Origin of the sequence: Helicobacter cappadocius (assembly GCF_030688855.1) — a bacterium.
Taxonomy (GTDB): Bacteria; Campylobacterota; Campylobacteria; order Campylobacterales; family Helicobacteraceae; genus Helicobacter_J; species Helicobacter_J cappadocius.
On the sequence record NZ_JAUYZK010000006.1, the window covers coordinates 1 to 26841 of the forward strand.

Consider the following 26841-nt stretch of genomic DNA (forward strand, 5'->3'; position numbering starts at 1 on the left):
GCAGCACTAGCAAGTCCTACACCCACTGCACCCATTGTAGCTATAGCTTTTCTTCTTGTTATCATTGTATTTCCTTTCAAACTGGTATTAAATCTTTCAATAACAATCAATATATCTAAAATTAATCATTTATGCCAAACATTACTCTTATAAAATAAGAATATGTAACAAATCGTTATTTATCTTAATTGATGTATATAAATGTAACATATAAGAACATTTTTATGTATTTTTTGGATTATAAAAAGGATAAAAATAAATATTATTTGTAGAATGAAAACTGAAATACTTAATTGACTTAATTTTAATTTTAGGAGAAAATATGGATACGGAAACTCAAAGCTCTGGTTTGATGGATATGATTTCTGCTTTTATTAGTCATGCAGACAATTTTATCTGGGGATACTATTTGGTAGCACTCTTGTTATTGGTAGGTATTTTTTATAGCATCAGACTAAAATTTCCTCAAGTAACTCTCACAAAAGCAGCTTTTCACCTCATAACAGAAAGAGATGCAAATGCAAAAGGCAATAAAGAACATATCTCACCTTATGAAGCACTGATGATTTCTATGGGGACACGCGTGGGTATGGGAACGATTGTAGGCATGGCAGTTGCAGTGGTATCAGGTGGTCCAGGAGCTATTGTATGGATATGGATAGCAGCATGGCTCAATGGTGCTATCGCGATAGCTGAAAACACACTCGGTCAAATTTATAAAAGTAAAGATGGTGGTGCCTTTAAGGGCGGACCTGCATATTATCTCACCAAAGGTTTGAATGCAAAAAAAGTAGCTATTCTCTATAGCTGCATCACCATTGCCATTGGTTGGGCATTTATAGGATTATATAGCCAAACTATTTATAGCTCATTTGAAGGCTATGCAGCAGTAAAAGAAATTCCTAATATGAGTGTATATGTTGGATTGGTATTGGCTATTTTTTCTGGAATCATGTTTTTTGGTGGGGGGCGATATATAGCTAAATTTACAAGCTATGTAACACCTTTTATGGCCTCAGTGTTTCTTATCATTGCTCTTATTAGCATTGGTATGCATTACCATAAAGCACTTGATGTTATTCATGAAATTTTCAGAAGTGCCTTTGATTTCAAAGCAATCTTTGGCGGTTTTGCTGGAAGTGTCATCGTAATAGGTATTCAAAGGGGACTTTTTGCCAATGAAGCTGGGCTAGGCTCTGTTCCTGGTGCTTCTTCTTCTGCACACACCACGCATCCTGTAAAACAAGGTATTGTTCAAGCATTTTGTGTATTTATAGATACAGTAATCGCTACTTTAGCGGTACTTTTTATACTTTTTAGCGATGCTTATGGAACAATCGATCCTGATACAGGTGATAAACTTACTGCCATGCCTCTTGTTCAAGCTGCAATGCAAGAAAGCTTTGGTATATGGGGTAATTACTATGTAACATTTCTTATTGTGGTACTCACCTCAACTGTTATTATCGGCGCGTATTATATCGGGCAGATGAATATGAAATATATCAAAGATAATCCTACTATTGTAGCAATCTATCGAATCATCACCATAATCGTCGTATATCTAGGGGCACAAGCATCATTAGGTCTAGCTTGGGGAGTGGCAAATGTAGTGATGGGTATAGGGGCAACTATCAATATCATCACGATATTCTTACTTGCCAAAGTTGCAAAAACTGCCCTCAATGACTATGTCAAGCAAAGAAAACAAGGCTTAGATCCAACCTTCAGTGCAAAAAAACTAGGTATCAAAAATGCTGAATGCTGGGATTGATAAAATTAAATAAAAATATTAGGATAAAAAATGAAATTTGACAGAATCAAAGAGATTAAAAAAACTCTTCCTACAGTGCCTATTTGGCAATGGAGTGCTACAGATGTAGCACTAGGCATAAGACATAAGGCCATTAGCTCAACAGAAGCTACAAAAAGTGTACTGCAAAGGATAGAGAAAGTAAATCCAAAATACAATGCCATCATCAATCTAATGAGTGAAAAAGCCCTTAAACAAGCAAAACAAGCTGACGAACTTATTGCTCAAGGAATTATTCTCTCTCCATTGCATGGAGTGCCTGTTACTATCAAAGATAATGTAGATGTAAAAGGCGAACGCAACACAAATGGTGGGGTTTTTAAAGATAGAGTATGTGAAGGCGATAGTACGATTGCTACAAATTTTAATACTGCTGGGTGCGTAACTATAGGAATGACAAATCTTCCAGAATTTGCTATCAGATGGTTTAGTGAAAATCCACTTTTTGGTAGAACGCTCAACCCATGGGATGAGTCACTCACTCCGGGTGGAAGTAGCGGAGGAGCAGCTTCTGCAACTGCAAGTGGAATGTGTTTTATCGCTCATGGAAATGATATTGGTGGCTCTATTCGTTATCCTGCATATGCCTGTGGTGTTGTAGGACTTAGACCCACTTGGGGCAGAATACCACAATTTGATCCTAGTAGTCCAGGTGGAAGAACATTTGCTAGTGAATTCTTTTCTATTGAAGGACCTATTGCTAGAAATGTAAATGATATTAGACTAGGATTAGAGGTGCTTTCAAGAGGAAGTATCTATGATCAGGTTTGGGTTCCTGCACCGCTCACTTATGATGATTGTAGAATCAAACGTATTGCTATTGTGACTGAAATTGATGGAATGAGCATCGAGCCATCTGTAAAAGAAAATCTGAAGAAAACAGCTAAATGGCTCATAGAAGATGGTTATGTCGTAGAAGAAATCAAACTCCCTGAATTCAACATCGCTGCAGAAGTATGGGGCAAAATCCTCGTCGCAGAAAAAACAACAACAATCGGACATTATGTAACAGACTATGGCTCAAAAGATGTGAATCAAGCTTGGGAAGGAATGATATATGGAGCACCTGGTGCTAAAGATATGCGTGAGTATATGTTAGCTATTGCAAAAAGAGATGAACTAAGAAGAATCTATAATGAAATTTTAGATACCTATCCGGTAATAATGCTCCCTGTATCTGGAAAAGAACCCTTCAAACACGGAGATGATCTAAAGGGGAATGATTATTTTAAAGAAGTGATTATGCCCGCTCAAATTCCACTCCTTGCACTCGTATGTCTGAATTATCCAAGTATGAGTGTCCCAACAGGACTCAAAGATGGGCATATTCCTCAAGGAGTGCAACTCTTTGCTTCAGATTATCGTGCCGATCTCTGTCTTCAAGTCGCTGAAGATATTGAGCGACATGCAAAAATGCCTTTTAAATTTGATTGATTTTTTGCCTTTCAATCTCTTAGGGTTGCCAAAAGGCAACCCTACAACCTTACTAACTTCAATATTTTTTATGTATCATTTTCAAATTGATTACTCAATGAGGTTTTATGCTTAAATTTATTGATTTTTGTAGTGGGATTGGTGGAGGAAGGTTAGGACTAGAACAAAATGGTTTTAGATGTATTGGTTTTAGCGAAATCGACAAAGTAGCCATCCAGACTTATGAGAGTTTATTTGATACCAAAGAGCCAAATCTAGGAGATTTGACCAAAATATCTGCTGAAAAACTTCCAGATTTTGATGTGATGATTTCAGGATTTCCTTGTCAGAGTTTTAGCATTGTGGGCAAAAGAGAAGGCTTAGCAAACAAAGAAAAAGGTCAAATCATTTACCATCTAGGGAAAATATTAGAAATCAAACAGCCCAGATTTTTTATCCTAGAAAATGTAAAAGGTATCATCAATCACGACAAAGGCAAAACTCTAAAAACAGTACTAGAGATTTTAGAAAAATGTAATTACAATGTATCTTATGAAGTGCTAAATAGTTGTGATTTTTCTCTTCCGCAAAAACGAGAGAGAGTCTATTTTATAGGGATTAGAAAAGATTTCAATCAAAATTTTGATTTTTCTAAAATGCAGCTTAAGCACAAACAAAACATTCCAAAAATTCAGGATTTTCTCACTCCAAATGAGGATAATCTATTTGAAAAAACCTTGCCATCTTATGAGACTTTTTTGAGATATTTACACAATAAGTACAATCTCAATCGCTTCAATCTCAAGAAACTTTTGCAAGAAGATTTTCTTATTTTGGATACTCGTCAAAGCGATTTAAGGCTATATAGGAATACTACTCCAACCCTTAGGCGCGATAGACAGGGAATTTTGTATGTTTATCAAAAAAAACTCTACAAGCTAAGCGCAATAGAAGCACTAAAACTACAAGGTTTTGGAACAATAGAGAACTTAAAAGAAAAAATAAGTCCTCTAAAAAATACAGATATCTTAAGACAATGCGGGAATGCAATGAGTGTGAATGTCATAGATACCATAGCAAAACAATTACTGGAGCAATGCAATGGATAAAATAGCCTTAGGATCAAAAACAGCAAAAGATGGTTTTAGAAATGAATATTTTGTAATAGATATTTTTAATAATTGGAAAAAAGAAATATTGGCTCAAGAATGGCTAGAAGCAATGGGGTACAAAATAGAGGAAATAGAAAATGTGAATGCCCAAAAAATAAGAGGGTTATATAAAGCAGATGTTCAAGTCATTATTTCTATTCAAATCAAACTTCAAAAACTTCAAGATATTCAAAACTTACAGGTCAAGCTTGTTTCTAATCCGCAAGGATTTAATCAAATCGATAAAAGATGACTCAAGTCTTATAAGGATTTGTGGAATATTCCTGAAGATGTACTTGAAATTCTACAACGCTTTGTCGGAGAGCTAAAACCTAATATCAAAAACCCTAAAGATGAAAGAAGAATGTTTTTTGATGAGTTTTCATTACAAGATCAAGATAAAATCTTAAATTTTTTTAGAGAGAATCAGCCATTGATTTTAAATGATATTCTGAAAGGAAGAGGGCAATTTGCTAGTGAATGGTTTTTGGTTATCTTAAAACTATCGGATATAAAATGGATTTTAAAACCTATCAATGAAGTAATTGATTTCTATAGTGGAGATGTCGCTTTTTCTCCAAGAGGAAGTCTTCTCATAGGAAAAATCACTATGCAAAGAAAAGGCGGGGATGGAGGAAGAGAAAGTGCAAAAATGTTGCAGTTCAAAATAAATCCCGCTGCATTATTTAACTAAGATTATCAAAAAACTCTTGTAAAAAAATATTTTTCGCTCCTGAAATATGAATATTTTCACCCAGAGATACAAACGCTTCATAAAGCTTGAGATTGGCTTTTATTGGATTATCTCTGATATTTTGCAAGTAGCTCATAGGAATTTCAAAACCAAGATTATTTTGCATAAGCCTTTCACAAAAACCACTCTCATAAATAGGAAAAAAATTTATCATCGCTTTAGCCTTGCTTCCTTGTGAGATTTTTTCAAAATCATCTAAAAATTTTTGTGCGGTTTTGAGTTCAAAAATAGGTTGGGTAATGATAATATTAGCTCCATTTTCTATCTTTGCTTGTAACTTTACCTTCTCTTGAGTATCTAGCATAGCTTTACTTCCCGAAATAACCACACATTCTTGTCCCAGTATTTCTTTTGCTTTTTTTATCATCTGTATTCCACTTAGATTCCCTTCAATAGGACAATCACCGCCAATAAGGGCAACTTTTTTGACCTGAAGATATGCTAATGACTTCAAAAGACTCTCCACCCTCTCTTCTCTCCTTCCTGAACCCGCAATAGAGGCAATCACATCTAATTTAAGTTCTTTTGACCACAAAGGAGCTAAAACAGAGGCCTCAGGAGTTGGTTTTAGATTTGGGCTATCGGGCAAAATAATAAAATCAGGCTTGATTTTATCTATCCATTTTGAGATAATCTTTATATCAGTATCTTTTTGTTTAGGGATGTATTCTAATCCAATCATTTTTGCCCTTTTTGGCTAAAATTATAACACTTTAGGAGGCAGGAAATGAAACTAGCAGTATTTGATTTTGACTCTACATTAATGGATGGAGAAACGATTGATTTTTTGGCTGAAGAAATGGGAGTAAGCCAACAAATCGCTCAAATCACAAAAAAGGCAATGCAGGGCGAACTTGATTTTTATGAAAGTCTAAAAACTCGTGTAAAGCTACTAGAAGGAATGCCACAAAAAAAGGCTGTGGAAATTTGTCACAACTTGCCTTTGAATCTTGGAGCAAAAGAAACCATCGCTGAATTAAAAAAAAATGGTTATAAGGTGGTTTGTTTCAGTGGAGGATTCAAATTTGCCACTGAATATTTTAGAGATATTTTGGGGCTTGATGGGGAGTTTAGCAATACCCTTCATTGTAAAAATGGCAAACTTACTGGAGAGGTTGGCGGAGAAATGATGTTTGATTTTTCAAAAGGCACTATGCTTTCAGTCATTCAAAGGCTTCTAAACGTATGTCCAAAAAATACTCTTGTTGTTGGAGATGGTGCAAATGATATAAGCATGTTTGCTTATGCAGAGAAAAAAATAGCTTTTTGTGCAAAAGAAATTCTCAAACAACAAGCAAATATAATTATTGATAAAAAGGATTTGCGAGAAATTCTATCTCACATAAAATCACTTTAGATAGCCATTATCATAAAGTGCATTTGCCATTTTTACCAAAATAGGACCCCCTCGTCCTCCACTTTGACCATGTTCGAGCAAAATCGTAATAGCATATTTTGGATTTTTATAAGGAACAAATCCTGTAATCCAGCCGTGCGATCGATGAAAATATTCCAAATCACTCTCTTTGATCCTGATTTTTATTTCTTGTGAAATTTGCACAACTTGAGCTGTTCCTGTTTTACAGGCAATTTTTACCTTTGCTCCCCTCGTCCTCCAATATGCCGTACCTCCCATTGTGCTACAAGCCTCATACATTCCCTTTTGAAGCACAGGTAGTTTTGATTTTTGAAAATCACTCAAAACATCTTTTGGCTCTGATTGGTAATCTTCTTTTCCAAAGGTTTTTGCAAAATGAGGGGTGGGCAACTTTCCACTTGCAAGAAGTGCGGTATATCTAGCAATCTGCATAGGTGTAACCAAAAAAGCTCCCTGACCAATAGAGGTTACAATGGTATCACCTGTATACCAAACCTTGCCATATCGCTTCATTTTCCATTCTGGATCAGGCACGATACCCAAAAATTCATTAGGAATATCAACTCCTGTTTTCTCACCAAACCCAAGCTCCCTAAGAACATTGGCGATATTAGTCATACCCGCATTTTGAGAAAGTTTATAAAAATATACATCTACGGATTCACGAAGCGCTTTTACCAAATCAGTTTTTCCGTGCCCATCAGCCTTCCAATCCCTAAACTTTCTTCCTCCTACTTCAATATAGCCCGGAGTGTCTATTTTGGTATTTTCATTAATACCTGCATATTCCAATAATGCTAGACCTACTCCCATCTTCACAACCGAACCAGGTGGATAGAGTGCATTTACAAATCTATTTAAGAGTGGATTATAAATATCTTCTCTTAGGGTATTCCATTTTTTATAACTGATGCCCCCGACAAAATCATTCAAATTATACTCAGGATAACTCCCGGCAACAAGTATCTCTCCAGTATGGACATCCATTACTATAACACTACCTGTTTTTCCCTCAAACTCTTTGTCTGCAATCTGTTGAAGTTTCATATCAATACTCAAGATCAAATCATTTTGAGTCTCAGGCTTAGATTCTTCTAAAACTTCAAGCTCCTGATTAAAAGCATTTACCGCAACAACCTTATATCCAATTTGACCTTGCAAAAAAGAGTTGTATTCTTTTTCTAATCCTGTTTTCCCAATAATGCCTGTATATTTACTCACTGGGTCTTTTAAAATATCATTTTCATCAGACGAACCTACATAACCGATAATATGTGAAGCAGCTAAATTATTTGGATAAAGTCTTTTGGTTGCTGGTTGTATGAGAATATTTTTATTTTGAATGATTTGAGGATATATCTTTTGCATATCTACATAAGAAATATAATCCACCACTTTAATAGGGGAGTGATTATAGATTGAATTTTGTTTTTTATAAGTTTTGATGATATTTTCTGTATTAATTGAAGGAAAAAAACCCTGAATAAGTTTTATTTGATCATTTAGAACATCATTTTTTAATAAAGGCTGAAGAGAGATTGAAAAACCCAATTCATTGATAGCTAATGGCTCTCCATTTCTATCAAGTATTTGTCCTCTAGCAGGAACCAAAACCTCTTTTTTAGTCATATTTCTTTGGGCTAATTGTTCAAAATACTGGTGGGATTTGACTGTAAGAACAAAAATCTTGGTGAGCAAAACAACCCAAACTATCGTAAAAAAAGCGATGGCGATTTTATATTTGATATTTAATTTTTTCATACACGATTCCCAAACAAGCTTCATAAAAAACATAGGAGATAAAAATAGGTTCTAAATTCGAACTAATGCCCCCTGCAAACATTCCAAGCAAGTACAACACAAAAAAATAAACCGCGTAAATCAATGGCACATAGATGAAAACAAAAAATATATTTTCTTCAAAAAGCAATCGCAATCTTTTTACAACCAACCAATTTGTAAAAACAAATATAAGAGGCAAAATACCTGCTCTCTCATCATGATCGTATTCAAAAAATATCAAACAAGCAACAATAGAAATGCTCACTACCCATCGATTTTCCCTTGAAGTCTGCATATAAAAGATAAACAACAACCCTAACATAGGAGGGAGATACAAATAAATATCGCTCACAGAAATATAAAAGCTAAACCCAACTAAGAGCAAAATAGCTTTTATAAATTCTCTCAAGGTATTATTTCGTTTCAAATTAGAAATTGTCTGCATTCAATATATTCCGTCCCTATTTTATCGTTTGAACTATCAAGGAAATCTTATTTGATTCTTCAAAATACGAAAAATCGCCCTTATCTTATACAAAAAATAAACCTCTAATGACTTAAAATAAGGATTAGTTTGTTTCAATCCCAAGCACACTATCAAGAATCATTTCTCGTATTTTGTCTTTGCCTCCGTATTTTTTATCAATAATTTTATCATTATTTGATGCAACTAATTTACCTTTTTGATAAAGCTTATGCTGTTCATTTTTATTAAGTTTGTCAAATTTGGTATAAATGCTCAACATTTTTTGATCAGGTCTTAGAAGTTTTTGAATAATCTCGCATACATATTCATCACTTTGCAATCCTATGTGTCTAGCATCTATAAGATGGACAAAAAGCTTTATGCTTGTACGATGGTTCAAAAAATTCCAAAGATTGCTCTCCCAGTCCTTCTTGGTCTCTTTAGAAACTTTTGCATAACCAAAACCTGGCAAATCAACAAATCTAAAAGGAATGCTTTGAGAATTCTCTGTTTTTCTCTCCCAAACAACGTTAAAAAAATTTATCAACTGAGTTTTGCCTGGTGTTGAAGAACTTTTTGCAAGATTTTTTTCCAAAATAGTATTGATAAAGGTGCTTTTACCTACATTGCTTCTACCTAAAAATACAACTTCCATCATATCAGGTGGAGGACATCCTGCTAGATTTCTAGCAGAGGTAACAAATTTCGATTCTTTCGCAATAATCATTGCTTTCCTTCTATGGGAGAATTTGTAGTTTGTGTCATATCTGGAGCATCTTGAGTATTTTGGCTTCTTTGAGAATTTTGAGAATTCGCATTGGTTTTATTTTCATTTGAACTAGGGGGTAGTTCGGATTTAGAAGGTTTTGATTTCTTATCTTTGGAGAGATCATCAAGATTGAATATGAATTTAGCAGGTTTGCTATCACTTCCTAATACATTTGCATATCCGCTCTCATTATTAACAACAATCTCTTCTCCTCTGATAGTGTTATCTTTTCCCACTTCCTTGAGTACTGCATTTTCTAAAAGCCTATATTCCCCACTTTTGGCATCATATGTAAGTCTATCAGAATGCCCTTTTATTTCTCTTCCATCTTCCATAAAAATATGAAACTTGACATTTCCTTGTGCTTCATAAGATATCGGCTTCCTATCTTTATCTGTGTAGATGATAACACTATCTGCCTCAAGCGTATCTTTGGATTTTTTAATATGCACATCTCCTTGAATACGTGTAATTCCATTTTTATCATCGCTAGAAAATTTTTTCGCCGTAACTTCGAGAGTTTCTTGAGCAAAAAGCCCTAAAACTAAAAAAAACAAGCACATTACTTTTCTCATTTTTGCTTTCCTTCTTTTGTCTCTAAAATAATCTTTGAAGAGATGTCTTTGGCTTTTATCATTTGAGTTTTTTTGTTATAAATAATATCTTCTCCTTCGAAATAACCTTCGGTTGTGTTGAAAATAAAATCTCCCTCACCTTTAAAAATTTCTTTGCGATAATTATAAACTCCTCCTTCACTCCAAAAACTCCCTCCATCACTTTTGATATAAATAGCTCCTCTTGGAAAGTGATACATATCTCCTTTTTTTATCACTTCATCACCGCTAATATATTCATAAGTGTTTTTAGATTGAGTATTATATCTACTAGCTAAAAATCCGTATAAAATCTCACGATCAGAAAATTGGAATGCCTTAGAACCTTCAATTTTCATATCCACAAAGTCATTATTAACCTGATACATATTAAAGTTAGTCAATTCAATTTTTGCAATATCATTATTTTTATTTTCTTGGAGATATTTTGAAGGTGCGAAGAAAAAAAATGAACACAGAGTAATAACAAGCAATACTAAAAAAAAATTCAGGACGCTATTGGTAGATTTTAAGTACTTCATCTTTGAGCCCATATTCTATCAAGATATACTCAATCATCTCCCTAACCGCACCTTCACCGCCCTTGCTTTTAAGCACCACATCTGCATATTCTTGCAACCATTCATTGCCATCACTTGGAGTAAAACACAAACCACATTCAGCAAACATTGGCAAATCATTGAGATCATCACCTATACAAGCGATCTGTGAAGATTGCAAATCAAAATCTTTTTTGAGTTTTAAAACAATTTCTTTTTTATTTTCTATCCCCATATATAAACATGAAATACCAAGTTCTTTTGCTCTAAACTCAGTGATAGGAGAGTTTCTTCCTGAAATGATGGCGACCTTTTTGCCGAGCTTTTGCCAAGTAACTAGCCCTAATCCATCTTTAACATTAAAAACTTTACTTTCACACAAGTCTTGGTTATATATTATTTTTCCATCTGTGAGCGTTCCATCTACATCAAGTAAGACCAGCTCGATCATAAAACTCCCTTTGTGCTAGGGATTTGATTATTCTTATTAGGAGTGAGAGCTCTTCTAATTGCTAAAGCAAATGCTTTAAAAGTGGCTTCTATAATATGATGAAGATTTTTTCCTCTTTTTAGATAAATATGCACACATAGTCCAGCATTCATACAAACGGCACGAAAGAACTCCTCAACAAGCTCAATATCAAAGTCTCCTACTTTTCCTTTAAAATCTCCATAGCAACTCATATCAAACACCAAAAAAGATCGATTGCATACATCTATATCACACTCCACACAAGCTTCATCCATCACTATAGTAGCATTACCAAAACGTTCAATTCCAATAGCAGGATAGATTTCCTCTTTGAGTAATCCCCCTAAGACGATACCACAATCTTCCACGCTATGATGATCATCAATATGTCTATCACCTTCACAAATCATCTGTAAATCCATCATAGAATGCTTAGAAAAAGCTTCTAGCATATGATCAAAAAAACCTATTTTAGTATCAATATTTCCCCTGCCTTCACCATATATTTGCAAAGTTGCACTGATTTTTGTCTCTTTTGTATCGCGTTTGACTTCTTTCATTTTCACTCCCTGATAATCACACCAACTATGTTTTTGGATTTGGCAAAATCAAGTGCCTCATCCTCACTTTTAAATCCTTCTACAAATACTCTGTAGATAGGCTCTCCATTGCTAGTTTGTTCTTTTATTTCAACTTTATAATCACCCTCTATTGATTTTTGAGTTTGATCTTTTAAAGACAATGCTCCCTCTTTCTTTCTAAATGCACCTACTTGAAGGGAGAATGTCCCCCCTTCAACACTATTTTTAGAATCACCAATTTTAAACTCTTCTTTAAGGGCTGAAGATTTTTCCATGTCTTTTGAAATAGATTTTTCATAATTCTTTGAAATCATTCCACCAAAGCCAAGCACTTCAAGTCTGACTTTAGCTGTACCTTTATTCACCATATCAATATCTCTAGCTGCAGCATTAGAGAGATCGATAATCCTGCCATCTACAAAAGGTCCTCTATCATTGATTCTGACGATAGTTGTTTTGCCATTCTCTTTATTATAAACCTTCACGATAGTATTCATCGGCAAGATTTTAGAAGCAGCTGTATGAGCATGCATATTATAAATCTCGCCATTAGAAGTCTTCTTGGAATGAAAATTAGGTCCATACCAACTCGCAATCCCATCAAAAATTTCTCCTACATCTACACGGGTGGGATAATACCACTTTCCTCCAACTTGATAAGGTCTCATGGTTGCCCTCTGAATCGCTGCTGATTCACGCATTCCATCTAACATAGAATCAGAAGGATTCCCAAAAAGATCGCTCGAAAGATTCCCACTATCAAAACTACCTTCACTATAAGATTGATTAGTATAATTTGAGGTATATTTTTTTGATCGATATGCACTCAAACCTTCATAATCATTAAAAGCACCAACACCGCCCTTATAAACGCTTTGTGGAGAGCAACCCAAAAGCAAAATCGCTCCTAAAACTAGCCCTGCTTCAAGCGAAAATTTCAATTTTTTATCTCATTTTGGACTAATTTACGATAATCTTTTCTAACAACTGGAACAATAAGTTTTTGATTAATAGATAAAAAAGAATTTTTGAGTTTATTGGTAATTTTTATTTCTTGAACGCTAACTTTATATTTTTTTGCAATTGAAGTGAGTGTTTCTCCTTGCTTTACCTTGTGCAAAACAAACATTTCATTTGGATTACGATCTTCCTCAAAATTTTGTTTGAAATATGCTAGTTTTTCATAAGGAATATAAACCGTGTATTCACCATAGCCTGGCGGCAAAAAATTATACCTAAATTGTCGATTGTATTTTTTTAGATCTTCTAGACTCATTCCAGCACCCTCAGCGATTACTGCTAACATTGTTCCAGCCTTTATATTCACACTAGCTAAAGTATTCATCGCCCCACGATTGAGCAAATATTCTCTATCGTCACTTTTAAATCTATCGATGTTGTTAAATGCCAAAGACATACTCAAAATCATTCTAATATAATTTCTTGTCTCTTTGGGAAGATATCTTTTGTGTTCATCGAGCAAAACATCAATATCTGTACTTTTTGCTTGTTTGATAGCTTTTTGAAGTCTTCCTACGCCACAATTATATGCCATCGCTGCTAGATACCATTTTCCTGTAATTTTATACAGAAACTGAAGATACTTGATGGCTGCTTGGGTGCTTTTGATCGGATCGCGTCTCTCATCAATATAATCATTGATTTTAAGACCAAGCTGTTTTGCCGTAACAGGCATAAGCTGCCAAATACCCGAAGCTTTTTTTGGACTATATGCACGGGTAGAAAATTCAGATTCTGCCATCGCTAAAAATAAAAATTCCTGCGGAATTCCAGCTTGTGCCATCATACTTTTAAGAATGGGAATAAATTCATAACCAGAATCAAACTTTTGCACAAAATAATCCCATCTAGCTTCTGCACTGCCAGATTTAAGAGAATTTTTTGCCCTAAGTTCTGCTAAAAAAGTGCCACTCACACCAAAGGAGTTCAATACATTCTCGCTAAATCTGTCATAGATCAAACTATTAAAATCTGCTCTTAGGTTATGAGCACAAAGCAGACAAGCAAACAAAAACGTGGTCTTAATCTTCATCTAATTTCCTGATCGATTTTTTAAATCCAATAGGTGATTGTACTTGAAAAATACTTAAAGGCAAAATCATCTCCACAAATAATATCTTAAAAATACTTCTCATCAAAGTTGTCCAAACAGATCGTAAGCATTTTTTGTGCTCAAATCCTCAATATCTAAAGTATCCATTCCTAACACCTCAGAAAGCTTTGTTACTATGAGAGAAATATAAGAAGGCTCATTGCGTTGTCCTCTATGTGGATGAGGAGTCAGATAAGGAGCATCTGTTTCAAGCAAAATTCTATTTTTGGGTATTTTTGGAAGAATTTCAACAATTTTTCTAGCATTTTTGAAAGTTGAAACTCCTCCGATTCCATAATAAAACCTATCTGCCAACCCCAATAAAATCTCATCAGCGTTAAAACAGTGTAGTACTCCTTTGAGATTTTTATAAGAATTAAGTATCTCAAAAGCATCATTACTAGCTTCTCGGATATGTACGATCAAAGGAAGATTTAATTTAAGTGCAAGTTCAATATGAGCAATAAACATTTCCTTCTGGGCTTTTTTGTATTCATTTCGTTCTTCTAATTCAGGAAGACGATAATAATCAAGCCCACATTCCCCTATAGCTACACATTTTTTATCTGTAACAAAGTGTTCTATATCAACCAGACGATTATTATGTATTTCATAAGGATGGATTCCTAGTGCAAAATAAACATTTGGATAAACTTGTGTTATTTTTATAGCATTGTCAAGATCTTTTGGATCAGCTCCAGGTATGATGAATTTTTTTACTCCATTTTGTTGTGCTCTAAGAATAACCTCTTGAAGATCATCTTGGTAACATTCATTATCCAAATGGCAATGTGTATCAATCAAACAGCTCATTTTTACCTCACCTTTTTATGGTAAAATTCTAGGAATTTAAAGAGAAAATATTCTATTCCAAAAATTTGAGTATTTGGCAACATAAAAAACTCTTATCTCAAAGGACTTGATTTTGTTTAGTGGGTTGGTGCGTGAAATAGCAAAAGTAAAAAAATTTCAAAACAACATTCTTTATATTCAAACTCCCTATAAACCAAAACTAGGCGATAGTATTGCCGTAAATGGAGCTTGTCTCACAGTTGTAACAATCACTTCTGATGGTTTTGGAGTAGAGCTTAGCAAACATACTCAAAAGTGTGTAGCTATGGAAAATTATCACGATTTAGTACATATTGAACCGGCATTATTGGCAAACTCTAGGCTTGATGGACATTTTGTGCAAGGACATATTGATAGTATTGGAACAATTGTAAATATTATTCCAAATGCAAATCAGACCGATTTTATCATCAAAGCCCCAAAAGACACACTCAATCTAATTATTCCTCAGGGTTCTATCACGGTTGATGGCATCAGTCTGACTATCTCAGAGGTTTTTGAGGATAGTTTCAAACTCACCATCATTCCTTATACTATAAAACATACACTCATAAAAAACTACAAGGTTAATAGACGTGTTAATATTGAAACAGATATACTTGTAAGAAGTATTGCTCATCTACTAAAAAAACGAGATAAAAATCTCAAATCAAATTCTTGGAAAGAGATTGATTCGATATTGTTAGGATATTAGATGAAACATAAAACACTCAAAGCTATCGCTCTAGCTTACAACAATCAAACAGATACATCACCTAAAATTCTAGCCTCTGGACTTGGAGAAATCGCTAAAGCCATCATCGAAAAAGCCAAAATATTCGATGTACCTATTTTCGCAAATCCTACTCTAGCAAACTCCCTAGCAACATTACAGATTGATGAGAATATTCCTGAGGAACTCTATAGTAGCGTCGTAGAAGTTTTTATTTGGCTAGATCGCACTCAACATTCCGCACAACTAAGCAAAAACTAAAAACCTTCTCGATTGTTTAGACAAAAATACTCCGAATGATAAAAATAAATTGAGAATAATTGTAACATTTTATAATGATTTATATAACATATTTTATAAATACATATCGTGTTTATAAAATATCTAGTAAAATTCATTCCAAAATTCGCATATAGTATTTAGGCATTATTCAAGGAGGCTATCATTATTACACTAAAGAACATTACAAAAACCTACCCCAATGGCTTTTGTGCAATAAAAACACTAGATCTTGAAGTAAAAGCAGGGGATATTATGGGAATCATAGGATATTCAGGAGCAGGTAAATCTACTCTTATTCGTATTATCAATCGTTTAGAAGATCCTAGTTCTGGAGAAGTGATTGTAGATGGGTGTAATATTTTGGATCTGAATTCAAAAAAACTTCAGAAAACTCGCCAAAAAATCGGAATGATATTTCAACATTTTAATCTACTTAGTTCTAGAAATGTATTTGGAAATGTTGCTTTTGCCTTAGAAATAGCAGGTTGGGATAAACAAAAAATATCTACTCGAGTATATGAGCTCCTTGAATTAGTAGGATTGAAGGAAAAAGCAGACTTTTTTCCATCCCAATTGAGCGGAGGACAAAAACAAAGAGTGGCTATCGCTAGAGCATTGGCCAATCATCCTAAAATACTCCTGTGCGATGAAGCAACGAGTGCCTTAGATACAAAAACAACGAAGTCTATTCTTGAACTTTTAAAAGACATACAAAAAAAATTCAATCTCACTGTTGTGCTTATTACGCATCAAATAGAAGTTGTCAAAGAGATCTGCAATCAAATGTGTGTGATGAGTAATGGTGAGATTATCGAAAGAGGTGTGGTTCACCAAGTTTTTGCCAATCCAACTCACGAAGTAACTAAAGAACTAATCTCATATTTGCCTCCTAGTGATAAAAGTCATATCCTATCTCATATCAAAACTCAAAATCAGGTTTATAAAATTATCTTCACTGGAGAGAATGCTGATGAGCCTCTCATATCCGACGTAATCAAACGTTTTGGAGTAGATGCAAATATTCTTTCAGGAAATATAGAAGAACTTGCTACAGAAAATGTAGGGCATCTTATTATTGAATTCAGTGGCGAAAAAATCGCCCAATCATTAGAATATCTAAAGCAAAAAGGCTTGAGTATTCAAAAACTGGAGAAAAAAAATGATCTTTGATATGATTTATAACTCTACGCTTGAAACCCTCTATATGGTATTTTGTTCTTGTATTTTTGCTGTGATTTTTGGGTTACCACTAGGAGTTTTTTTGTGCATCACAAAAGAAGGATCAATTCTTCCAATGCCATTAACAAACAAAGCACTGGGAGCTATTGTAAATACAGCAAGATCTTTTCCTTTTATTATCCTGATTATTCTACTTTTACCATTATCTCGACTCATTATTGGCACAAGTATTGGCAGTACAGCAGCTATTATTCCACTATCTATCTCTGCGATTCCATTTGTAGCACGACTTTTTGAAGGAGCTCTTCAAGAAGTGGATAAAGGTCTTATTGAGGCAACTTTGAGCATGGGTGCAAATAAACTAACTATTGTAAAAATGATGATAGCTGAGAGTCTTCCTTCACTCACTAACGCTCTTATTATTACAACTATTTCACTTATCGGTTATTCTGCTATGGCTGGGGCAGTTGGTGCTGGTGGATTGGGTGATTTGGCGATTCGTATCGGGTATCAAACTTACCGCCCTGATGTGTTATTTTATTCTGTAATTACCATTATTATCTTAGTTCAAATTATCCAAACAAGTGGTGATTTAATCGTCAAAAAATTGAGAAAAAACAAATAAAGGATTCAACATGAAAACATTAAAAATCATCGCATTATCAACCCTTCTAAGTTCAAGTATTTTTGCAGGGGATTTAAAAGTTGGAGCTACTCCTGTTCCTGCTGCAGAAATATTAGAATTTGCCAAACCGATCCTAGCAAAACAAGGAGTAAATCTCATTGTACAAAGCTTCACAGATTATGTAACCCCTGATATTTCACTCAATGAAGGATCAAGCGATGCAAACCTTTATCAACATAAACCATTTTTAGACAAAATGAACAAAGATAGAGGATTCTCTCTTGTGGCTATAAAACCAATATATATTGTTCCTTTGGGATTTTATTCCAAAAAATACAAAAGTATTGCAGAGATAAAAGATAAATCCACAATTGCTCTTCCTAATGATCCTACAAACTACTCTAGGGCACTGATACTGCTAAATGATAATGGGCTTATTAAACTCAAAGATCCTAGTAACTTAGACTCCACAGAATTTGACATCATAGAAAATCCCAAAAAACTCAAATTCAAACAAGTTGAAGCCGCTATGCTCCCAAAAGTGCTTGATGGAATAGATGCAGCTGTCATCAATGCAAACTACGCACTTCAAGCTGGAATGAGTCTAAAACAGGCATTTTTTCACGAAAATGGAAAATCAATCTATACTAATGTTTTAGCTGCTAGAAAAGATAACGAGGATAATCCTGATATCAAAAAACTAACAAAGGTCTTAAGTAGCAAAGAAGTAAAAAATTTTATACTCAAAAAATACAAAGGTGAAATCATTCCGGTAGAATAAAATCTTTGTTTTTGCGATTTTTTGACATTATTTAAAAAACTACATAAAGGAAAATAAATGAAGAAATTCAAATTAATCATCAGCTTTTTGGTTTTATTTAGCGGTTTTCAGGTGGCTTTCGCAGAAGTCTTAAAAGTTGGAGCAACACCCATTCCACACGCACAGATTTTAAACTTTATTGTTCCTGCGCTGAAAAAAGAAGGGATTGATCTTAAGGTTATTGAATTCACTGATTATGTAACACCAAACCTTGCCTTAGCAGACAAATCTCTGGATGCAAACTTTATGCAACATGAACCCTATTTGAAAAAATTCGACCAAGATAGAGGGCTAAATCTAATCGCCATTGCAAAAATCCATGTAGAGCCATTGGGATTTTATTCCAAAAAAATAAAATCTATTGACGAACTCAAAGATGGGGCAACTATTGCCATTCCAAACGATCCAAGCAATGGCGGGAGAGCTCTTATTTTGCTTCATAATCACGGGCTTATCAAATTAAAAGATCCTACTAATCTTTATGCAACAGAATTTGATATCATAGAAAATCCCAAAAAAATAAAAATTCGCCCCCTTGAAGCAGCAATGCTTTCAAAATCTCTGAATGATGTTGATGGAGCCGTTATTAATGGTAACTACGCTCTCCAAGCTGGACTTAAAACCAAAGATGCTATTTTTACAGAGGGTCCTGAATCTCCCTACGCCAATGTTCTAGTAGTAAGAAAGGGTGATGAGAATAGACCTAGCATAATCAAACTAAAAAATGCTTTACAAAGTGAAGAAGTGCGAAAATTTATTTTGGATACCTATCAGGGCGAGATTGTTCCTGCATTTTAATGAATATCAAATTTTTAGATCTCGCCAAAGAATATCAGGACTTGAAAACTGAGCTAGACTCAGCGATATTTAAAACCCTCAAAAACAGTTCTTTTGTTGGTGGAAAAAATGTAGAGGACTTTGAAGTTAATTTTGCTAATTTTTTAGGTGCGAGGGGTTGTGTAGGAGTCGGCAATGGTACAGATGCACTAGAAATTGCACTCAGGGCTTTGAATTTACCAAAAGATAGTGAAATTATCTTACCTGCAAACTCATTTATAGCATCTATAGAAGCTGTTCTCAACAGTGGATATAAAGCTGTATTAGTTGATTGTGCGGATGATTTTTTAATCGACACTGATTGCATAAAAAATGCACTGACCTCAAAAACTACTGCTATATTGCCAGTACATCTTTATGGAAGAGCATGTAATATGCAAAAAATATTAGACATTGCACATGAAAATCATCTCAAAATCATTGAAGATTGTGCTCAAGCACACGGAGCAAAAAGCATTATAAATGAAAAGCTCCGAAACGTTGGTCATATAGGTGATATAGGATGCTTTAGTTTTTACCCGGGTAAAAATTTAGGAGCATACGGTGATGCTGGAGCTATCAGTAGCAATGATATAGAATTGCTTGAAAAATGCAGAAGCATAGCCAATCACGGCGTCAATACAAAAGATAGATACAATCATAGGTTGCTTGGTCGGAATTCTCGTCTTGATGGGATTCAAGCTGCCATACTTGATGTCAAACTCAAATATTTATCTACTTCAAATCAACATCGCAGATATATTGCTCATCTTTATACCCAAAAACTCTCTGAAATTCCATACATCATAACTCCACCATCGCCATTATATGAAGATCATTGTGTATGGCATTTATATACCATTATGATTCCTAGCACTTCTGAAAAAAGAAATCAACTCCAAGAATACTTACAAAACAATGGCATATCCACAGGCATCCACTATCCAAAATCATTAAGTCAAATCAAAGCAATTTATGAAAATCCTAACTGTATTTTACACCCATCTCCTAAAGCCGAACAATATGCACAAAGCACTCTAAGTCTTCCTATAGGAAACCATATCGAGGAAAAAGAGGTAGATTATATTTGTAAGGTGATTGAAAGGTTCTGCGAGACTAATTAAATCCCCGCAGAATGAATGATTATTTAAAATCTTTGAGCAATAAATCCTGTGTATTCATTACACCAATGCCATGATCTAAAAGTTTTCTAGCAATATCTTGAGCTTCTTTTAAAGAGTGCATTTTTGCTGTGCCGCACTGATAGATGTTGAGCTCTGGAATATCCTTTTCATCTTTTACCCTCAAAACATCTCTCATACTTGCCTCCCAAGCATCTCTAACATCATAAGAATCAGGTTCTCCAATAAGGCTCATATAAAATCCTGTGCGACATCCCATTGGTGAAATATCAATAATTTCTACTTTGGAATTATTCAAATGTTCCCTCATAAATCCTGCAAACAAATGCTCAAGTGTATGGATTCCTTTTTCACTCAAGATATCTTGATTTGGCTTACAAAAACGCAGATCAAAAACTGATATTTTATCCCCCTTTGGGGTTTGCATACTCTTTGCAAGTCTAACTGCAGGAGCTGGCATAATGGTATGATCAACCTTGAAACTATCTAATAAAGGCATAAAAACTCCTTTGAAATAATAAAATAATATCACTCTCAATTATATCAAAATTGAGATATAATTGAACCCTACTAAGTAAGACAAGGAGAAACTTATGAAACATTATTTTTTTAGCATATTAGCACTATTTTTTGCGTTCGGTTGTGCTCAGATACAAAGTCCTCAAATCACTCAAACAGAACCAAAATGTCCCGCTCCACTTGCAAAAATCCATATTGAATCTATCAAAGCTGGGCAAAATGATCTCAATATAGCTCCTGATCAAATAAAAAAACTACTTGATGAAAATCTAAAAGATAATTGCTTTGTATTAGAAGATAGCGATGATGGATATATTGGAAATATTTCCTATAGCACATCGTTAAAAAGCTCTTCTGAAGAAAAAATTGCTAGTTCAAAACAACAATCTCAAGCAACTTCAGAGGTCAAAATCTCACTTAAAAAAGGTGGGATCACTAGAACTTTTTCAGGAAAAAGCAATATTGAGCTTAGTGGAAAAAAGATTCTAAGTATTGGTTCTAATGCAAACATAACTCCAGAAATCAAAAATGAATCTATTTCTAAGGCACTAAAAGCAGCTTATGAAAGTGCCATTAAGAGTTTTGAACAGTAATTAAAAAATAAGGACAAAAGATGAAGCCTTTCAAGATCTATTTTTTAGTAGCTATCTGCACAATCCTTGTATTTATAGGATGTGCAGCTAAAAAACCAAAACCTCAAACAACCTACACAACAATAAAATGCGAGACTATCTGCAAAAATAATCATTGCAATCAAAAATGCATAGGAGTTGAAGAAGTCAAATAATTAAATAGATTTTTCTCTTTAATTTAAAAATTACTTATTTTTCAAATCTTTTCAAAAAATAAAACCGCTTTTTAAAGCCCAAAAAGCGGGTTTTTCAATATTTATTCCAAAAAATTATCCTAAAAAATCACAGAATTTTCTTCTCATTTACTTTTCTATTCTCATTTTTGATACAATTATGATACAAATTTAAATTACAAGGAGTTTTTATGTTATCAAAAGAAGTTATTAAATTGTTGAATTCTCAAGTTCAGAAAGAAATGTTTTCTTCAAATCTTTATCTCAGTATGAGTTCTTGGTGTTATGAAAATAGTTTTGATGGTGCAGGGTTATTTCTCTCAGATCATGCAGAAGAAGAAAGAGATCATGCAAAAAGAATCATTACTTATTTAAATGAAACTGATTCACATGTAGAGTTGGCAAAAATAGATGCCCCTGAAAACAAATTCAAAAGTTTAGTTGAAGTGTTTGAGAAAACTTATAAACACGAAAAAGAGATTACTCTTTCTATTAATGAACTTGTAGATCATATGCTCAAAAACAAAGACTATCCAACTTTTAATTTTTTACAATGGTATGTCAATGAGCAACATGAAGAGGAGGCTCTTTTTAGAGGTATCGTAGATAAACTAAAACTTATCGGCGACAATGGAAATGGTCTTTATCTTGCAGATCAATACATCAAAAATATTGCTCTTTCAAGAAAAAAATAACCCTTTTGAGATGGCTAAGCCATCTCGCTTTCTGAAAAAATTCTCTACCTTATTTTCAAAGAAATAGACGACGGAAGAATGTATGCATTTTGTGAAAAGCATTTGCAAAATCAAAACTTACTTTTACCTCTACAGATTTTCCTTGTAGTGCCGTTCTTTTTGCCTCATCAAGAAGATAATCTCCTTTTATAAAATATTCATAGTAATGGTCATTATCAGAACCGTTTAAAAGCTTCAATCCATGCCCCAAATCAATATCTTTATTTAAAAAATCCTCTCCAAAAATATTAGGAGACATCAAATAGTTGTAGTTAGATTTTTTGATACCAACTGATAAATGGGCGTTGAAAATATCTTTTTGATGAGATAAAAGAATGCTCACGGCACTTTTATCTGTTTTTATAGGCTTAATACAACCTTTTGCTTGGTCATTAGAGAGAGTGCAATAGAGATTATTTTCATTTGTTTGGCTACCAAAACCATCTTCTACAGAAATAAAAAATGTCACTAGCAATAAAATAAATATTTTATTATTCATAGCATTCTCCACTTATTTTAACGATTATATTACATTATCATCAATATAGATATCTTATAGGATTGGCACTTCCTTTGAGTTTGTCTGGAAGTTTTTTATCCAAATACAACTCACAAATCTCTTTTTCTTCAACTCTATTGCCTTCAAAACAATATCGATTATATTGATCTTTTGAATAAAAATACCATCCCCTACTATTAACCTTAAATATAGCCCGAATAATCCCTTTATATTCTGCGACAACATAATCTGCCTCATTTGCCTTATCAGGATTTAACACCCAACTTTTTCTTGTGGCTTCATAAATATCAGTATATCTATGATAGGTCTTATTAATATTAATACAGAGTAATTTATGGGGCTTATTGTGTATATCTAATAATTTGCAATTGTAGATTTGTTCTATTTCTCCAACACTTTTAATGCCCTTGTCCCATTGATGATGCCCTGCTATTATGTTTGTGATATTGGCGACAGATTTAAAATCCCTGAAAGTCAAAAAATCAATAAAGCTTGACTCCACAATAAAAGCCTCTTTTTCGCTTAGTCCATGTCGCAAAATATAATATTTTACCTTTTGCCCTTTAGCAATAATCTCTCTAATAATGTCAAGCTTATCATTTGTTTCCAAATCCAAAAGAGACGCTTTTGCATGTTCAAAAACTCGATTTTTTTGTCCCTTTCCAACATAAAAAATCTTGTTATCCAAAGGATTTATTAAAAGATACACATAAAAACCTATGCTTTCTTGAGTTTTTTGAGAAAAAACCTCCAACTTGAACTCCTTTCAAAGTTACTTTCAATCAAAAAGAATATCTAGTGCGAGATAAAATGTTCCTGAGGAGAGCTTTTTTTTGCTTTTGTATGGATTCTCTCATATCTTGTTGAAGTGGCTTGTTTTACAGATTCTAATTGATAAGCTCCATTAAAATACCTATAAAACAACAACTATAACCCAAATCAATACGTACTCTTCTTAGGATTGTTTGAGAGATTCCTAAGTTCATATATACACCTGAATTGCTCGTATTTGTGCTATCTTTTTCTTTGATTTTTTTAAAGATTTCTCCGAAATTATAATCATATCCTATACCTAAAAATACCCCGAAAGGAGATCACCCCTTGGTAAAATCAAAAAGATAATCCACTCCAGCAGAAACGGTATAATGGGAATTATCGCTAGAGTCTTGGAATAGAACGTATTGATTTGGAGTGATTTTTAAATTTTCCATCTGAAACATAGAAATAAATCTTAATCCATTTCTTGGAGTGAAAAAATAGTTATAGCCAAATCTTCCTCCATAACTCATTGATGATTCGCTAGTAAAAATTTTTCTGATAAGGTTGTAGTACTAGTTGAACTCCCACCACTAGTAATGTAACTCCTCCTGTCGATGAACAAACGGTTTCTCCAGTAGGTTTTTTTGTGCAAGTGAGTGTGCTTACACTTCTAGGTGTTGTATTTATTTCTTCCTTAAATCGATCTACCGACAAATCTTCATCAAAAAAGGCAACCCCAAACATACCCCCTATAAAAACCCACTTTTATCCCTAGCAATACTTCCATTGCCTATTGTTTCATCTGCAGACTTACCGGAGTTTAGCATACCAACAAAATCTTCAGTATTTTCTGTTGCTGATAAAAGTAATACGATAGATAAAATAATTACTATCTTTTTAAGCATAAAAACATCTGATATATTATTTTTTAATACAAAATTATATTAAAAATACAATTAATATTTTCTTATTTTGTTTAATTATTTTTATATGGATTTATCATAAAATAATGGTTAATATATGTCTAAAAGATAATTCAAAAAGGAGATTGATGAAAAGAGTTCTGTTGTTTCTGTTTATATGTTCGATTTTATCAGCAAATAGTTCCATGCCAATGCCCATTCAAGGAAAATTTCCCAAACATCTTGATGAATGTATAGATGGATATTTATATCGCGTATTTATTGATGATAAAGGGCAAATTATTCCAAGTTCCATTCATCAGGTCTTAGAGAAAAGCTCTTTGCACGAAAAAATTCTTCCAAAAACTTGCAAGATAGAAACACAAAAACCTGTTAAATAGTCTTACCTGGACGTTTCCAGGTTCCTTTAGAAAAAACTACCCAAAAGATAATAGCTCTAATATAGGTTTCAATAAATATCATCACAAAAATCCATTTCACGCCAAAACCTAAGTACAGCAACACCCACATAGGAAGGATTCTAAATACCCAAATACTTACTGCATTTATACAAAGCGAGATCTTAGTAATCCCAGCACCTCTAAGTGCCCCATCAAGCACAAAAACCCATATTAAAGGTATCTGAGAAAGTCCTACTGCCAAAAGATACATTTTTGATACATGTATTACTTCCTCTCCTGTGGCAAAAATAGATGAAAAAAATCCTGCGAAAATAGCCATCACCAATCCCAAAATGCCCATAATAAAAGAAGAAATTTTTAAAATCGTTTTAACAAAATCACTTGCAATATCCACCCGATTTGCACCTAGGCTCTGTCCAACTAATGCCATTGCTGCTACCATAAACCCAAATCCAGGCATAAATGAAAATGCTTCGATCCTTGTGCCGATCTGTGAACCTGCCAAAACATTATCTCCATACTCTGATAAAAATTTCGTTGTAAGCACCAAAGAAAATAGGGTTAAAAGTCTCTCGAGTCCTGCTGGAATACCAATCCTTAAAGCGTTTCTAAAAAATTTAAAACAGAATTTAAAACAGAAACTTAAATAAGCTTTTTTCCGAAACATTAATCCAAATAAAATAGCTAATTCCAGATAGGCGATGATAACATTAGAGTAAGCTGCTCCTACAATTTCCAATCTAGGAAAACCAAATTTTCCAAAAATAAGAACATAGTTTAATAAAATACAAAATGATGTTGTAAAAACTCTCATCAAAAAAGGTGTGATCGTATCCCCAATAGCTGCAAGTGCTGAAATCATGATATTTTTCAAAAACATTGCAGGTAAAGAATAGATAACAATTTTTAGATAAATCTCTCCTAATCTTCTAGCCTCTACTCCCATGCTAATCCAATCCAAAAACTTTGGATACCCCCAAATAGCAATCCCAACCATAGGGATACAAACAAAAAATGAACCTATCAACAAAGTAGAAAACACTAAATTAGAATTCTTTTTGTCCTTTGCCCCAAAAAATCTTGATATTTGTGCATTTGTTCCGATGTAAAAAATCGCGTTGATAGTGTAAAACAGCATAAAAAAATTCAGGCCTACCCCCACTGCAACGATATGTTCGCTCGAGAGTTTGCCCATAAAAAACATCGAAATGGCGATGACAAAAATATCCAAAAAAGAATTTGCCCCTGAAGGAAGGGCAATATTCATAATTTTTTTTAGTTTTTGCTTGAAAGTATAGTGAATCATTTTGATTTCTTTCTGGCACAAAATTGCAGTGCTTTAGTCTTCTCTCCCAAACGTTTTATGTATATTTCGTCATGAAATAAAATTTCAAAATCATTAAATATTTCTTCAAGCTCACCCTTATATAAAATTTTTTGTTCAGAAATATCAATAGGATAATCCTTATCTGCAACAAAAGTTTCCATCAAAAATACACCTCCTCTTTTCAAGCCTCTCTTGATACCATCAAAAAGTCTTCGATCTAAAAAATAAAAATCTAAAATCACATCATAGCTATCAGGAGTAATTTTATATTCATCTAAGTCAAGGCATACAGGAATGATTCCTTGTATATTCTGAAGTTTTTTAATAGCTACAGATGAAATATCCACGCATTCGCAAATAAAACCTCTACTTGCTAGGAATCTTGAATTTCTACCATTTCCACAAGCAATATCCAAAACCCTCCCTAATGGCAAAATATCCACAAATTTTATCAAAAGATCACTCTGTAAGATTGGCATAACATCATCAGTATGCCTTTTGTTCCACTTAAGTGCATCTTCTTTCATTTTTTGCCTTAGATATTTTAAAAATCATATCGCTAATTAAATTTATACTACCT

At 33.7% G+C, this 26841-nt stretch carries 34 protein-coding genes and 1 pseudogene; 16 read left to right on the forward strand and 19 right to left on the reverse strand.

Going from position 1 to position 26841, the window contains the following annotated elements; translation table 11 throughout:
- Positions 1-322: 322 nt before the first annotated feature.
- The 4 genes and pseudogenes from Q5I06_RS04825 to Q5I06_RS04840 all read left to right on the forward strand — a co-directional run bounded on the left by Q5I06_RS04825 (position 323) and on the right by Q5I06_RS04840 (position 5071).
- Positions 323-1774: an alanine/glycine:cation symporter family protein gene (locus tag Q5I06_RS04825; protein ID WP_305517019.1), complete on the forward strand. Its 1452-nt coding sequence runs from the start codon at positions 323-325 to the stop codon at positions 1772-1774.
- A gap of 30 nt (positions 1775-1804) precedes the next feature.
- Positions 1805-3247 (forward strand): amidase, encoded by a 1443-nt coding sequence (locus tag Q5I06_RS04830; RefSeq protein ID WP_305517020.1) that lies wholly within the window; start codon positions 1805-1807, stop codon positions 3245-3247.
- Positions 3248-3354: 107 nt separating this feature from the next.
- On the forward strand, positions 3355-4335 hold the full coding sequence (gene dcm / locus Q5I06_RS04835; RefSeq protein WP_305517021.1) for a DNA (cytosine-5-)-methyltransferase: 981 nt from the start codon (positions 3355-3357) through the stop codon (positions 4333-4335).
- 112 nt (positions 4336-4447) lie between these two features.
- Positions 4448-5071 (forward strand): annotated as a pseudogene (locus Q5I06_RS04840) (PDDEXK family nuclease).
- On the opposite strand, the gene Q5I06_RS04845 reads toward Q5I06_RS04840, so the two are convergent.
- Entirely contained in the window at positions 5064-5813 is a 750-nt protein-coding gene (locus Q5I06_RS04845; protein ID WP_305517022.1) for a methylenetetrahydrofolate reductase, read from the reverse strand. The pseudogene Q5I06_RS04840 and the gene Q5I06_RS04845 overlap by 8 nt on opposite strands.
- A gap of 45 nt (positions 5814-5858) precedes the next feature.
- Here Q5I06_RS04845 and serB point away from each other — a divergent pair, with 45 nt between their 5' ends.
- Positions 5859-6488 (forward strand): phosphoserine phosphatase SerB, encoded by a 630-nt coding sequence (gene serB / locus Q5I06_RS04850; RefSeq protein ID WP_305517023.1) that lies wholly within the window; start codon positions 5859-5861, stop codon positions 6486-6488.
- On the opposite strand, the gene mrdA is transcribed toward serB, so the two are convergent.
- The 10 genes from mrdA to Q5I06_RS04900 form a co-directional block, all read right to left on the reverse strand.
- A complete protein-coding gene (gene mrdA / locus Q5I06_RS04855; protein ID WP_305517024.1) occupies positions 6480-8270 on the reverse strand; it encodes a penicillin-binding protein 2 in 1791 nt (596 codons plus the stop codon). The two genes, serB and mrdA, sit on opposite strands and share 9 nt — an antisense overlap.
- Entirely contained in the window at positions 8245-8736 is a 492-nt protein-coding gene (locus Q5I06_RS04860) for a hypothetical protein (protein ID WP_305517025.1), read from the reverse strand. The genes mrdA and Q5I06_RS04860 overlap by 26 nt, the downstream gene beginning before the upstream one ends.
- A gap of 124 nt (positions 8737-8860) precedes the next feature.
- On the reverse strand, positions 8861-9484 hold the full coding sequence (gene yihA, locus Q5I06_RS04865) for a ribosome biogenesis GTP-binding protein YihA/YsxC (RefSeq protein WP_305517026.1): 624 nt from the start codon (positions 9482-9484) through the stop codon (positions 8861-8863).
- Positions 9481-10101, reverse strand: coding sequence for a lipopolysaccharide transport periplasmic protein LptA (lptA, locus tag Q5I06_RS04870; protein WP_370690927.1), 621 nt, complete (start codon positions 10099-10101; stop codon positions 9481-9483). Before lptA ends, yihA begins: the two co-directional genes overlap by 4 nt.
- Complete coding sequence (locus Q5I06_RS04875) at positions 10098-10661, reverse strand: hypothetical protein (protein WP_305517027.1); 564 nt, start codon at positions 10659-10661, stop codon at positions 10098-10100. The genes lptA and Q5I06_RS04875 overlap by 4 nt, the downstream gene beginning before the upstream one ends.
- Entirely contained in the window at positions 10636-11130 is a 495-nt protein-coding gene (locus Q5I06_RS04880) for a KdsC family phosphatase (RefSeq protein WP_305517028.1), read from the reverse strand. Before Q5I06_RS04880 ends, Q5I06_RS04875 begins: the two co-directional genes overlap by 26 nt.
- A complete protein-coding gene (gene hisB, locus Q5I06_RS04885) occupies positions 11127-11711 on the reverse strand; it encodes an imidazoleglycerol-phosphate dehydratase HisB (protein WP_305517029.1) in 585 nt (194 codons plus the stop codon). Before hisB ends, Q5I06_RS04880 begins: the two co-directional genes overlap by 4 nt.
- A 2-nt stretch (positions 11712-11713) precedes the next feature.
- On the reverse strand, positions 11714-12673 hold the full coding sequence (locus Q5I06_RS04890; RefSeq protein ID WP_305517030.1) for a septal ring lytic transglycosylase RlpA family protein: 960 nt from the start codon (positions 12671-12673) through the stop codon (positions 11714-11716).
- Entirely contained in the window at positions 12670-13785 is a 1116-nt protein-coding gene (locus Q5I06_RS04895; protein ID WP_305517031.1) for a lytic transglycosylase domain-containing protein, read from the reverse strand. The genes Q5I06_RS04890 and Q5I06_RS04895 overlap by 4 nt, the downstream gene beginning before the upstream one ends.
- A 102-nt stretch (positions 13786-13887) precedes the next feature.
- Complete coding sequence (locus Q5I06_RS04900; protein ID WP_305517032.1) at positions 13888-14658, reverse strand: TatD family hydrolase; 771 nt, start codon at positions 14656-14658, stop codon at positions 13888-13890.
- 112 nt (positions 14659-14770) lie between these two features.
- On the opposite strand from Q5I06_RS04900, the gene ribE reads away from it, so the two are divergent.
- The 7 genes from ribE (at position 14771) to Q5I06_RS04935 (ending at position 20255) form a co-directional block, all read left to right on the forward strand.
- Positions 14771-15391 (forward strand): riboflavin synthase, encoded by a 621-nt coding sequence (gene ribE / locus Q5I06_RS04905; RefSeq protein ID WP_305517033.1) that lies wholly within the window; start codon positions 14771-14773, stop codon positions 15389-15391.
- Positions 15392-15670, forward strand: a complete 279-nt coding sequence (locus Q5I06_RS04910) for an EscU/YscU/HrcU family type III secretion system export apparatus switch protein (protein ID WP_305517034.1) — start codon at positions 15392-15394, stop codon at positions 15668-15670. It begins immediately after the preceding gene.
- A gap of 180 nt (positions 15671-15850) precedes the next feature.
- Positions 15851-16861: a methionine ABC transporter ATP-binding protein gene (locus Q5I06_RS04915; protein ID WP_305517125.1), complete on the forward strand. Its 1011-nt coding sequence runs from the start codon at positions 15851-15853 to the stop codon at positions 16859-16861.
- Positions 16851-17495, forward strand: a complete 645-nt coding sequence (locus Q5I06_RS04920; RefSeq protein ID WP_305517035.1) for a methionine ABC transporter permease — start codon at positions 16851-16853, stop codon at positions 17493-17495. The genes Q5I06_RS04915 and Q5I06_RS04920 overlap by 11 nt, the downstream gene beginning before the upstream one ends.
- A gap of 10 nt (positions 17496-17505) precedes the next feature.
- Entirely contained in the window at positions 17506-18276 is a 771-nt protein-coding gene (locus tag Q5I06_RS04925; RefSeq protein WP_305517036.1) for a MetQ/NlpA family ABC transporter substrate-binding protein, read from the forward strand.
- Between the two features lie 57 nt (positions 18277-18333).
- Positions 18334-19113 carry a MetQ/NlpA family ABC transporter substrate-binding protein gene (locus Q5I06_RS04930; protein ID WP_305517037.1) on the forward strand — a complete coding sequence of 260 codons (780 nt, stop codon included), beginning with the start codon at positions 18334-18336 and terminating at the stop codon, positions 19111-19113.
- Positions 19113-20255, forward strand: a complete 1143-nt coding sequence (locus Q5I06_RS04935; RefSeq protein WP_305517038.1) for a DegT/DnrJ/EryC1/StrS family aminotransferase — start codon at positions 19113-19115, stop codon at positions 20253-20255. The genes Q5I06_RS04930 and Q5I06_RS04935 overlap by 1 nt, the downstream gene beginning before the upstream one ends.
- Positions 20256-20274: 19 nt before the next feature.
- Here the strand turns inward: Q5I06_RS04935 and luxS are convergent, their stop codons facing one another.
- Positions 20275-20772, reverse strand: coding sequence for an S-ribosylhomocysteine lyase (gene luxS, locus Q5I06_RS04940; RefSeq protein WP_305517039.1), 498 nt, complete (start codon positions 20770-20772; stop codon positions 20275-20277).
- Between the two features lie 94 nt (positions 20773-20866).
- Between luxS and Q5I06_RS04945 the strand changes: the two genes are divergently transcribed.
- From Q5I06_RS04945 to Q5I06_RS04955, 3 genes are all read left to right on the forward strand, one after another.
- Positions 20867-21385 carry a hypothetical protein gene (locus Q5I06_RS04945; RefSeq protein ID WP_305517040.1) on the forward strand — a complete coding sequence of 173 codons (519 nt, stop codon included), beginning with the start codon at positions 20867-20869 and terminating at the stop codon, positions 21383-21385.
- A 20-nt stretch (positions 21386-21405) separates the two neighbouring features.
- Positions 21406-21579, forward strand: coding sequence for a hypothetical protein (locus tag Q5I06_RS04950; protein WP_305517041.1), 174 nt, complete (start codon positions 21406-21408; stop codon positions 21577-21579).
- 209 nt (positions 21580-21788) lie between these two features.
- Positions 21789-22292, forward strand: coding sequence for a ferritin (locus Q5I06_RS04955; protein WP_305517042.1), 504 nt, complete (start codon positions 21789-21791; stop codon positions 22290-22292).
- 55 nt (positions 22293-22347) lie between these two features.
- Here the strand turns inward: Q5I06_RS04955 and Q5I06_RS04960 are convergent, their stop codons facing one another.
- The 5 genes from Q5I06_RS04960 to Q5I06_RS04980 form a co-directional block, all read right to left on the reverse strand.
- Positions 22348-22830, reverse strand: coding sequence for a hypothetical protein (locus tag Q5I06_RS04960; RefSeq protein WP_305517043.1), 483 nt, complete (start codon positions 22828-22830; stop codon positions 22348-22350).
- A gap of 40 nt (positions 22831-22870) precedes the next feature.
- A complete protein-coding gene (locus tag Q5I06_RS04965; protein WP_305517044.1) occupies positions 22871-23605 on the reverse strand; it encodes an LEM-3-like GIY-YIG domain-containing protein in 735 nt (244 codons plus the stop codon).
- A 340-nt stretch (positions 23606-23945) separates the two neighbouring features.
- The gene (locus Q5I06_RS04970) at positions 23946-24140 is read right to left on the reverse strand and encodes a hypothetical protein (RefSeq protein ID WP_305517045.1); all 195 of its coding nucleotides are present in this window, start codon (positions 24138-24140) and stop codon (positions 23946-23948) included.
- 10 nt (positions 24141-24150) lie between these two features.
- Positions 24151-24354 carry a hypothetical protein gene (locus Q5I06_RS04975; protein ID WP_305517046.1) on the reverse strand — a complete coding sequence of 68 codons (204 nt, stop codon included), beginning with the start codon at positions 24352-24354 and terminating at the stop codon, positions 24151-24153.
- 5 nt (positions 24355-24359) lie between these two features.
- Complete coding sequence (locus tag Q5I06_RS04980; protein ID WP_305517047.1) at positions 24360-24515, reverse strand: hypothetical protein; 156 nt, start codon at positions 24513-24515, stop codon at positions 24360-24362.
- A gap of 146 nt (positions 24516-24661) precedes the next feature.
- Here Q5I06_RS04980 and Q5I06_RS04985 point away from each other — a divergent pair, with 146 nt between their 5' ends.
- Entirely contained in the window at positions 24662-24913 is a 252-nt protein-coding gene (locus Q5I06_RS04985) for a hypothetical protein (protein ID WP_305517048.1), read from the forward strand.
- Here Q5I06_RS04985 and Q5I06_RS04990 read toward each other — a convergent pair.
- The gene (locus Q5I06_RS04990; protein WP_305517049.1) at positions 24906-26240 is read right to left on the reverse strand and encodes an MATE family efflux transporter; all 1335 of its coding nucleotides are present in this window, start codon (positions 26238-26240) and stop codon (positions 24906-24908) included. The genes Q5I06_RS04985 and Q5I06_RS04990 overlap by 8 nt on opposite strands.
- A complete protein-coding gene (locus Q5I06_RS04995; RefSeq protein WP_305517050.1) occupies positions 26237-26788 on the reverse strand; it encodes a class I SAM-dependent methyltransferase in 552 nt (183 codons plus the stop codon). Before Q5I06_RS04995 ends, Q5I06_RS04990 begins: the two co-directional genes overlap by 4 nt.
- Positions 26789-26841: the final 53 nt, after the last annotated feature.

Bases quoted from the DNA above. Each gene is read 5' to 3' on its own strand.
- Q5I06_RS04825 (WP_305517019.1), top strand. From the start codon at position 323: ATGGATACGGAAACTCAAAGCTCTGGTTTGATGGATATGATTTCTGCT.
- Q5I06_RS04830 (WP_305517020.1), top strand. From the start codon at position 1,805: ATGAAATTTGACAGAATCAAAGAGATTAAAAAAACTCTTCCTACAGTG.
- dcm (WP_305517021.1), top strand. From the start codon at position 3,355: ATGCTTAAATTTATTGATTTTTGTAGTGGGATTGGTGGAGGAAGGTTA.
- Q5I06_RS04845 (WP_305517022.1), bottom strand. From the start codon at position 5,813: ATGATTGGATTAGAATACATCCCTAAACAAAAAGATACTGATATAAAG.
- serB (WP_305517023.1), top strand. From the start codon at position 5,859: ATGAAACTAGCAGTATTTGATTTTGACTCTACATTAATGGATGGAGAA.
- mrdA (WP_305517024.1), bottom strand. From the start codon at position 8,270: ATGAAAAAATTAAATATCAAATATAAAATCGCCATCGCTTTTTTTACG.
- Q5I06_RS04860 (WP_305517025.1), bottom strand. From the start codon at position 8,736: ATGCAGACAATTTCTAATTTGAAACGAAATAATACCTTGAGAGAATTT.
- yihA (WP_305517026.1), bottom strand. From the start codon at position 9,484: ATGATTATTGCGAAAGAATCGAAATTTGTTACCTCTGCTAGAAATCTA.
- lptA (WP_370690927.1), bottom strand. From the start codon at position 10,101: ATGAGAAAAGTAATGTGCTTGTTTTTTTTAGTTTTAGGGCTTTTTGCT.
- Q5I06_RS04875 (WP_305517027.1), bottom strand. From the start codon at position 10,661: ATGAAGTACTTAAAATCTACCAATAGCGTCCTGAATTTTTTTTTAGTA.
- Q5I06_RS04880 (WP_305517028.1), bottom strand. From the start codon at position 11,130: ATGATCGAGCTGGTCTTACTTGATGTAGATGGAACGCTCACAGATGGA.
- hisB (WP_305517029.1), bottom strand. From the start codon at position 11,711: ATGAAAGAAGTCAAACGCGATACAAAAGAGACAAAAATCAGTGCAACT.
- Q5I06_RS04895 (WP_305517031.1), bottom strand. From the start codon at position 13,785: ATGAAGATTAAGACCACGTTTTTGTTTGCTTGTCTGCTTTGTGCTCAT.
- Q5I06_RS04900 (WP_305517032.1), bottom strand. From the start codon at position 14,658: ATGAGCTGTTTGATTGATACACATTGCCATTTGGATAATGAATGTTAC.
- Q5I06_RS04910 (WP_305517034.1), top strand. From the start codon at position 15,392: ATGAAACATAAAACACTCAAAGCTATCGCTCTAGCTTACAACAATCAA.
- Q5I06_RS04920 (WP_305517035.1), top strand. From the start codon at position 16,851: ATGATCTTTGATATGATTTATAACTCTACGCTTGAAACCCTCTATATG.
- Q5I06_RS04925 (WP_305517036.1), top strand. From the start codon at position 17,506: ATGAAAACATTAAAAATCATCGCATTATCAACCCTTCTAAGTTCAAGT.
- Q5I06_RS04930 (WP_305517037.1), top strand. From the start codon at position 18,334: ATGAAGAAATTCAAATTAATCATCAGCTTTTTGGTTTTATTTAGCGGT.
- Q5I06_RS04935 (WP_305517038.1), top strand. From the start codon at position 19,113: ATGAATATCAAATTTTTAGATCTCGCCAAAGAATATCAGGACTTGAAA.
- luxS (WP_305517039.1), bottom strand. From the start codon at position 20,772: ATGCCTTTATTAGATAGTTTCAAGGTTGATCATACCATTATGCCAGCT.
- Q5I06_RS04945 (WP_305517040.1), top strand. From the start codon at position 20,867: ATGAAACATTATTTTTTTAGCATATTAGCACTATTTTTTGCGTTCGGT.
- Q5I06_RS04950 (WP_305517041.1), top strand. From the start codon at position 21,406: ATGAAGCCTTTCAAGATCTATTTTTTAGTAGCTATCTGCACAATCCTT.
- Q5I06_RS04955 (WP_305517042.1), top strand. From the start codon at position 21,789: ATGTTATCAAAAGAAGTTATTAAATTGTTGAATTCTCAAGTTCAGAAA.
- Q5I06_RS04960 (WP_305517043.1), bottom strand. From the start codon at position 22,830: ATGAATAATAAAATATTTATTTTATTGCTAGTGACATTTTTTATTTCT.
- Q5I06_RS04970 (WP_305517045.1), bottom strand. From the start codon at position 24,140: ATGAGTTATGGAGGAAGATTTGGCTATAACTATTTTTTCACTCCAAGA.
- Q5I06_RS04975 (WP_305517046.1), bottom strand. From the start codon at position 24,354: ATGTTTGGGGTTGCCTTTTTTGATGAAGATTTGTCGGTAGATCGATTT.
- Q5I06_RS04980 (WP_305517047.1), bottom strand. From the start codon at position 24,515: ATGCTTAAAAAGATAGTAATTATTTTATCTATCGTATTACTTTTATCA.
- Q5I06_RS04985 (WP_305517048.1), top strand. From the start codon at position 24,662: ATGAAAAGAGTTCTGTTGTTTCTGTTTATATGTTCGATTTTATCAGCA.
- Q5I06_RS04990 (WP_305517049.1), bottom strand. From the start codon at position 26,240: ATGATTCACTATACTTTCAAGCAAAAACTAAAAAAAATTATGAATATT.
- Q5I06_RS04995 (WP_305517050.1), bottom strand. From the start codon at position 26,788: ATGAAAGAAGATGCACTTAAGTGGAACAAAAGGCATACTGATGATGTT.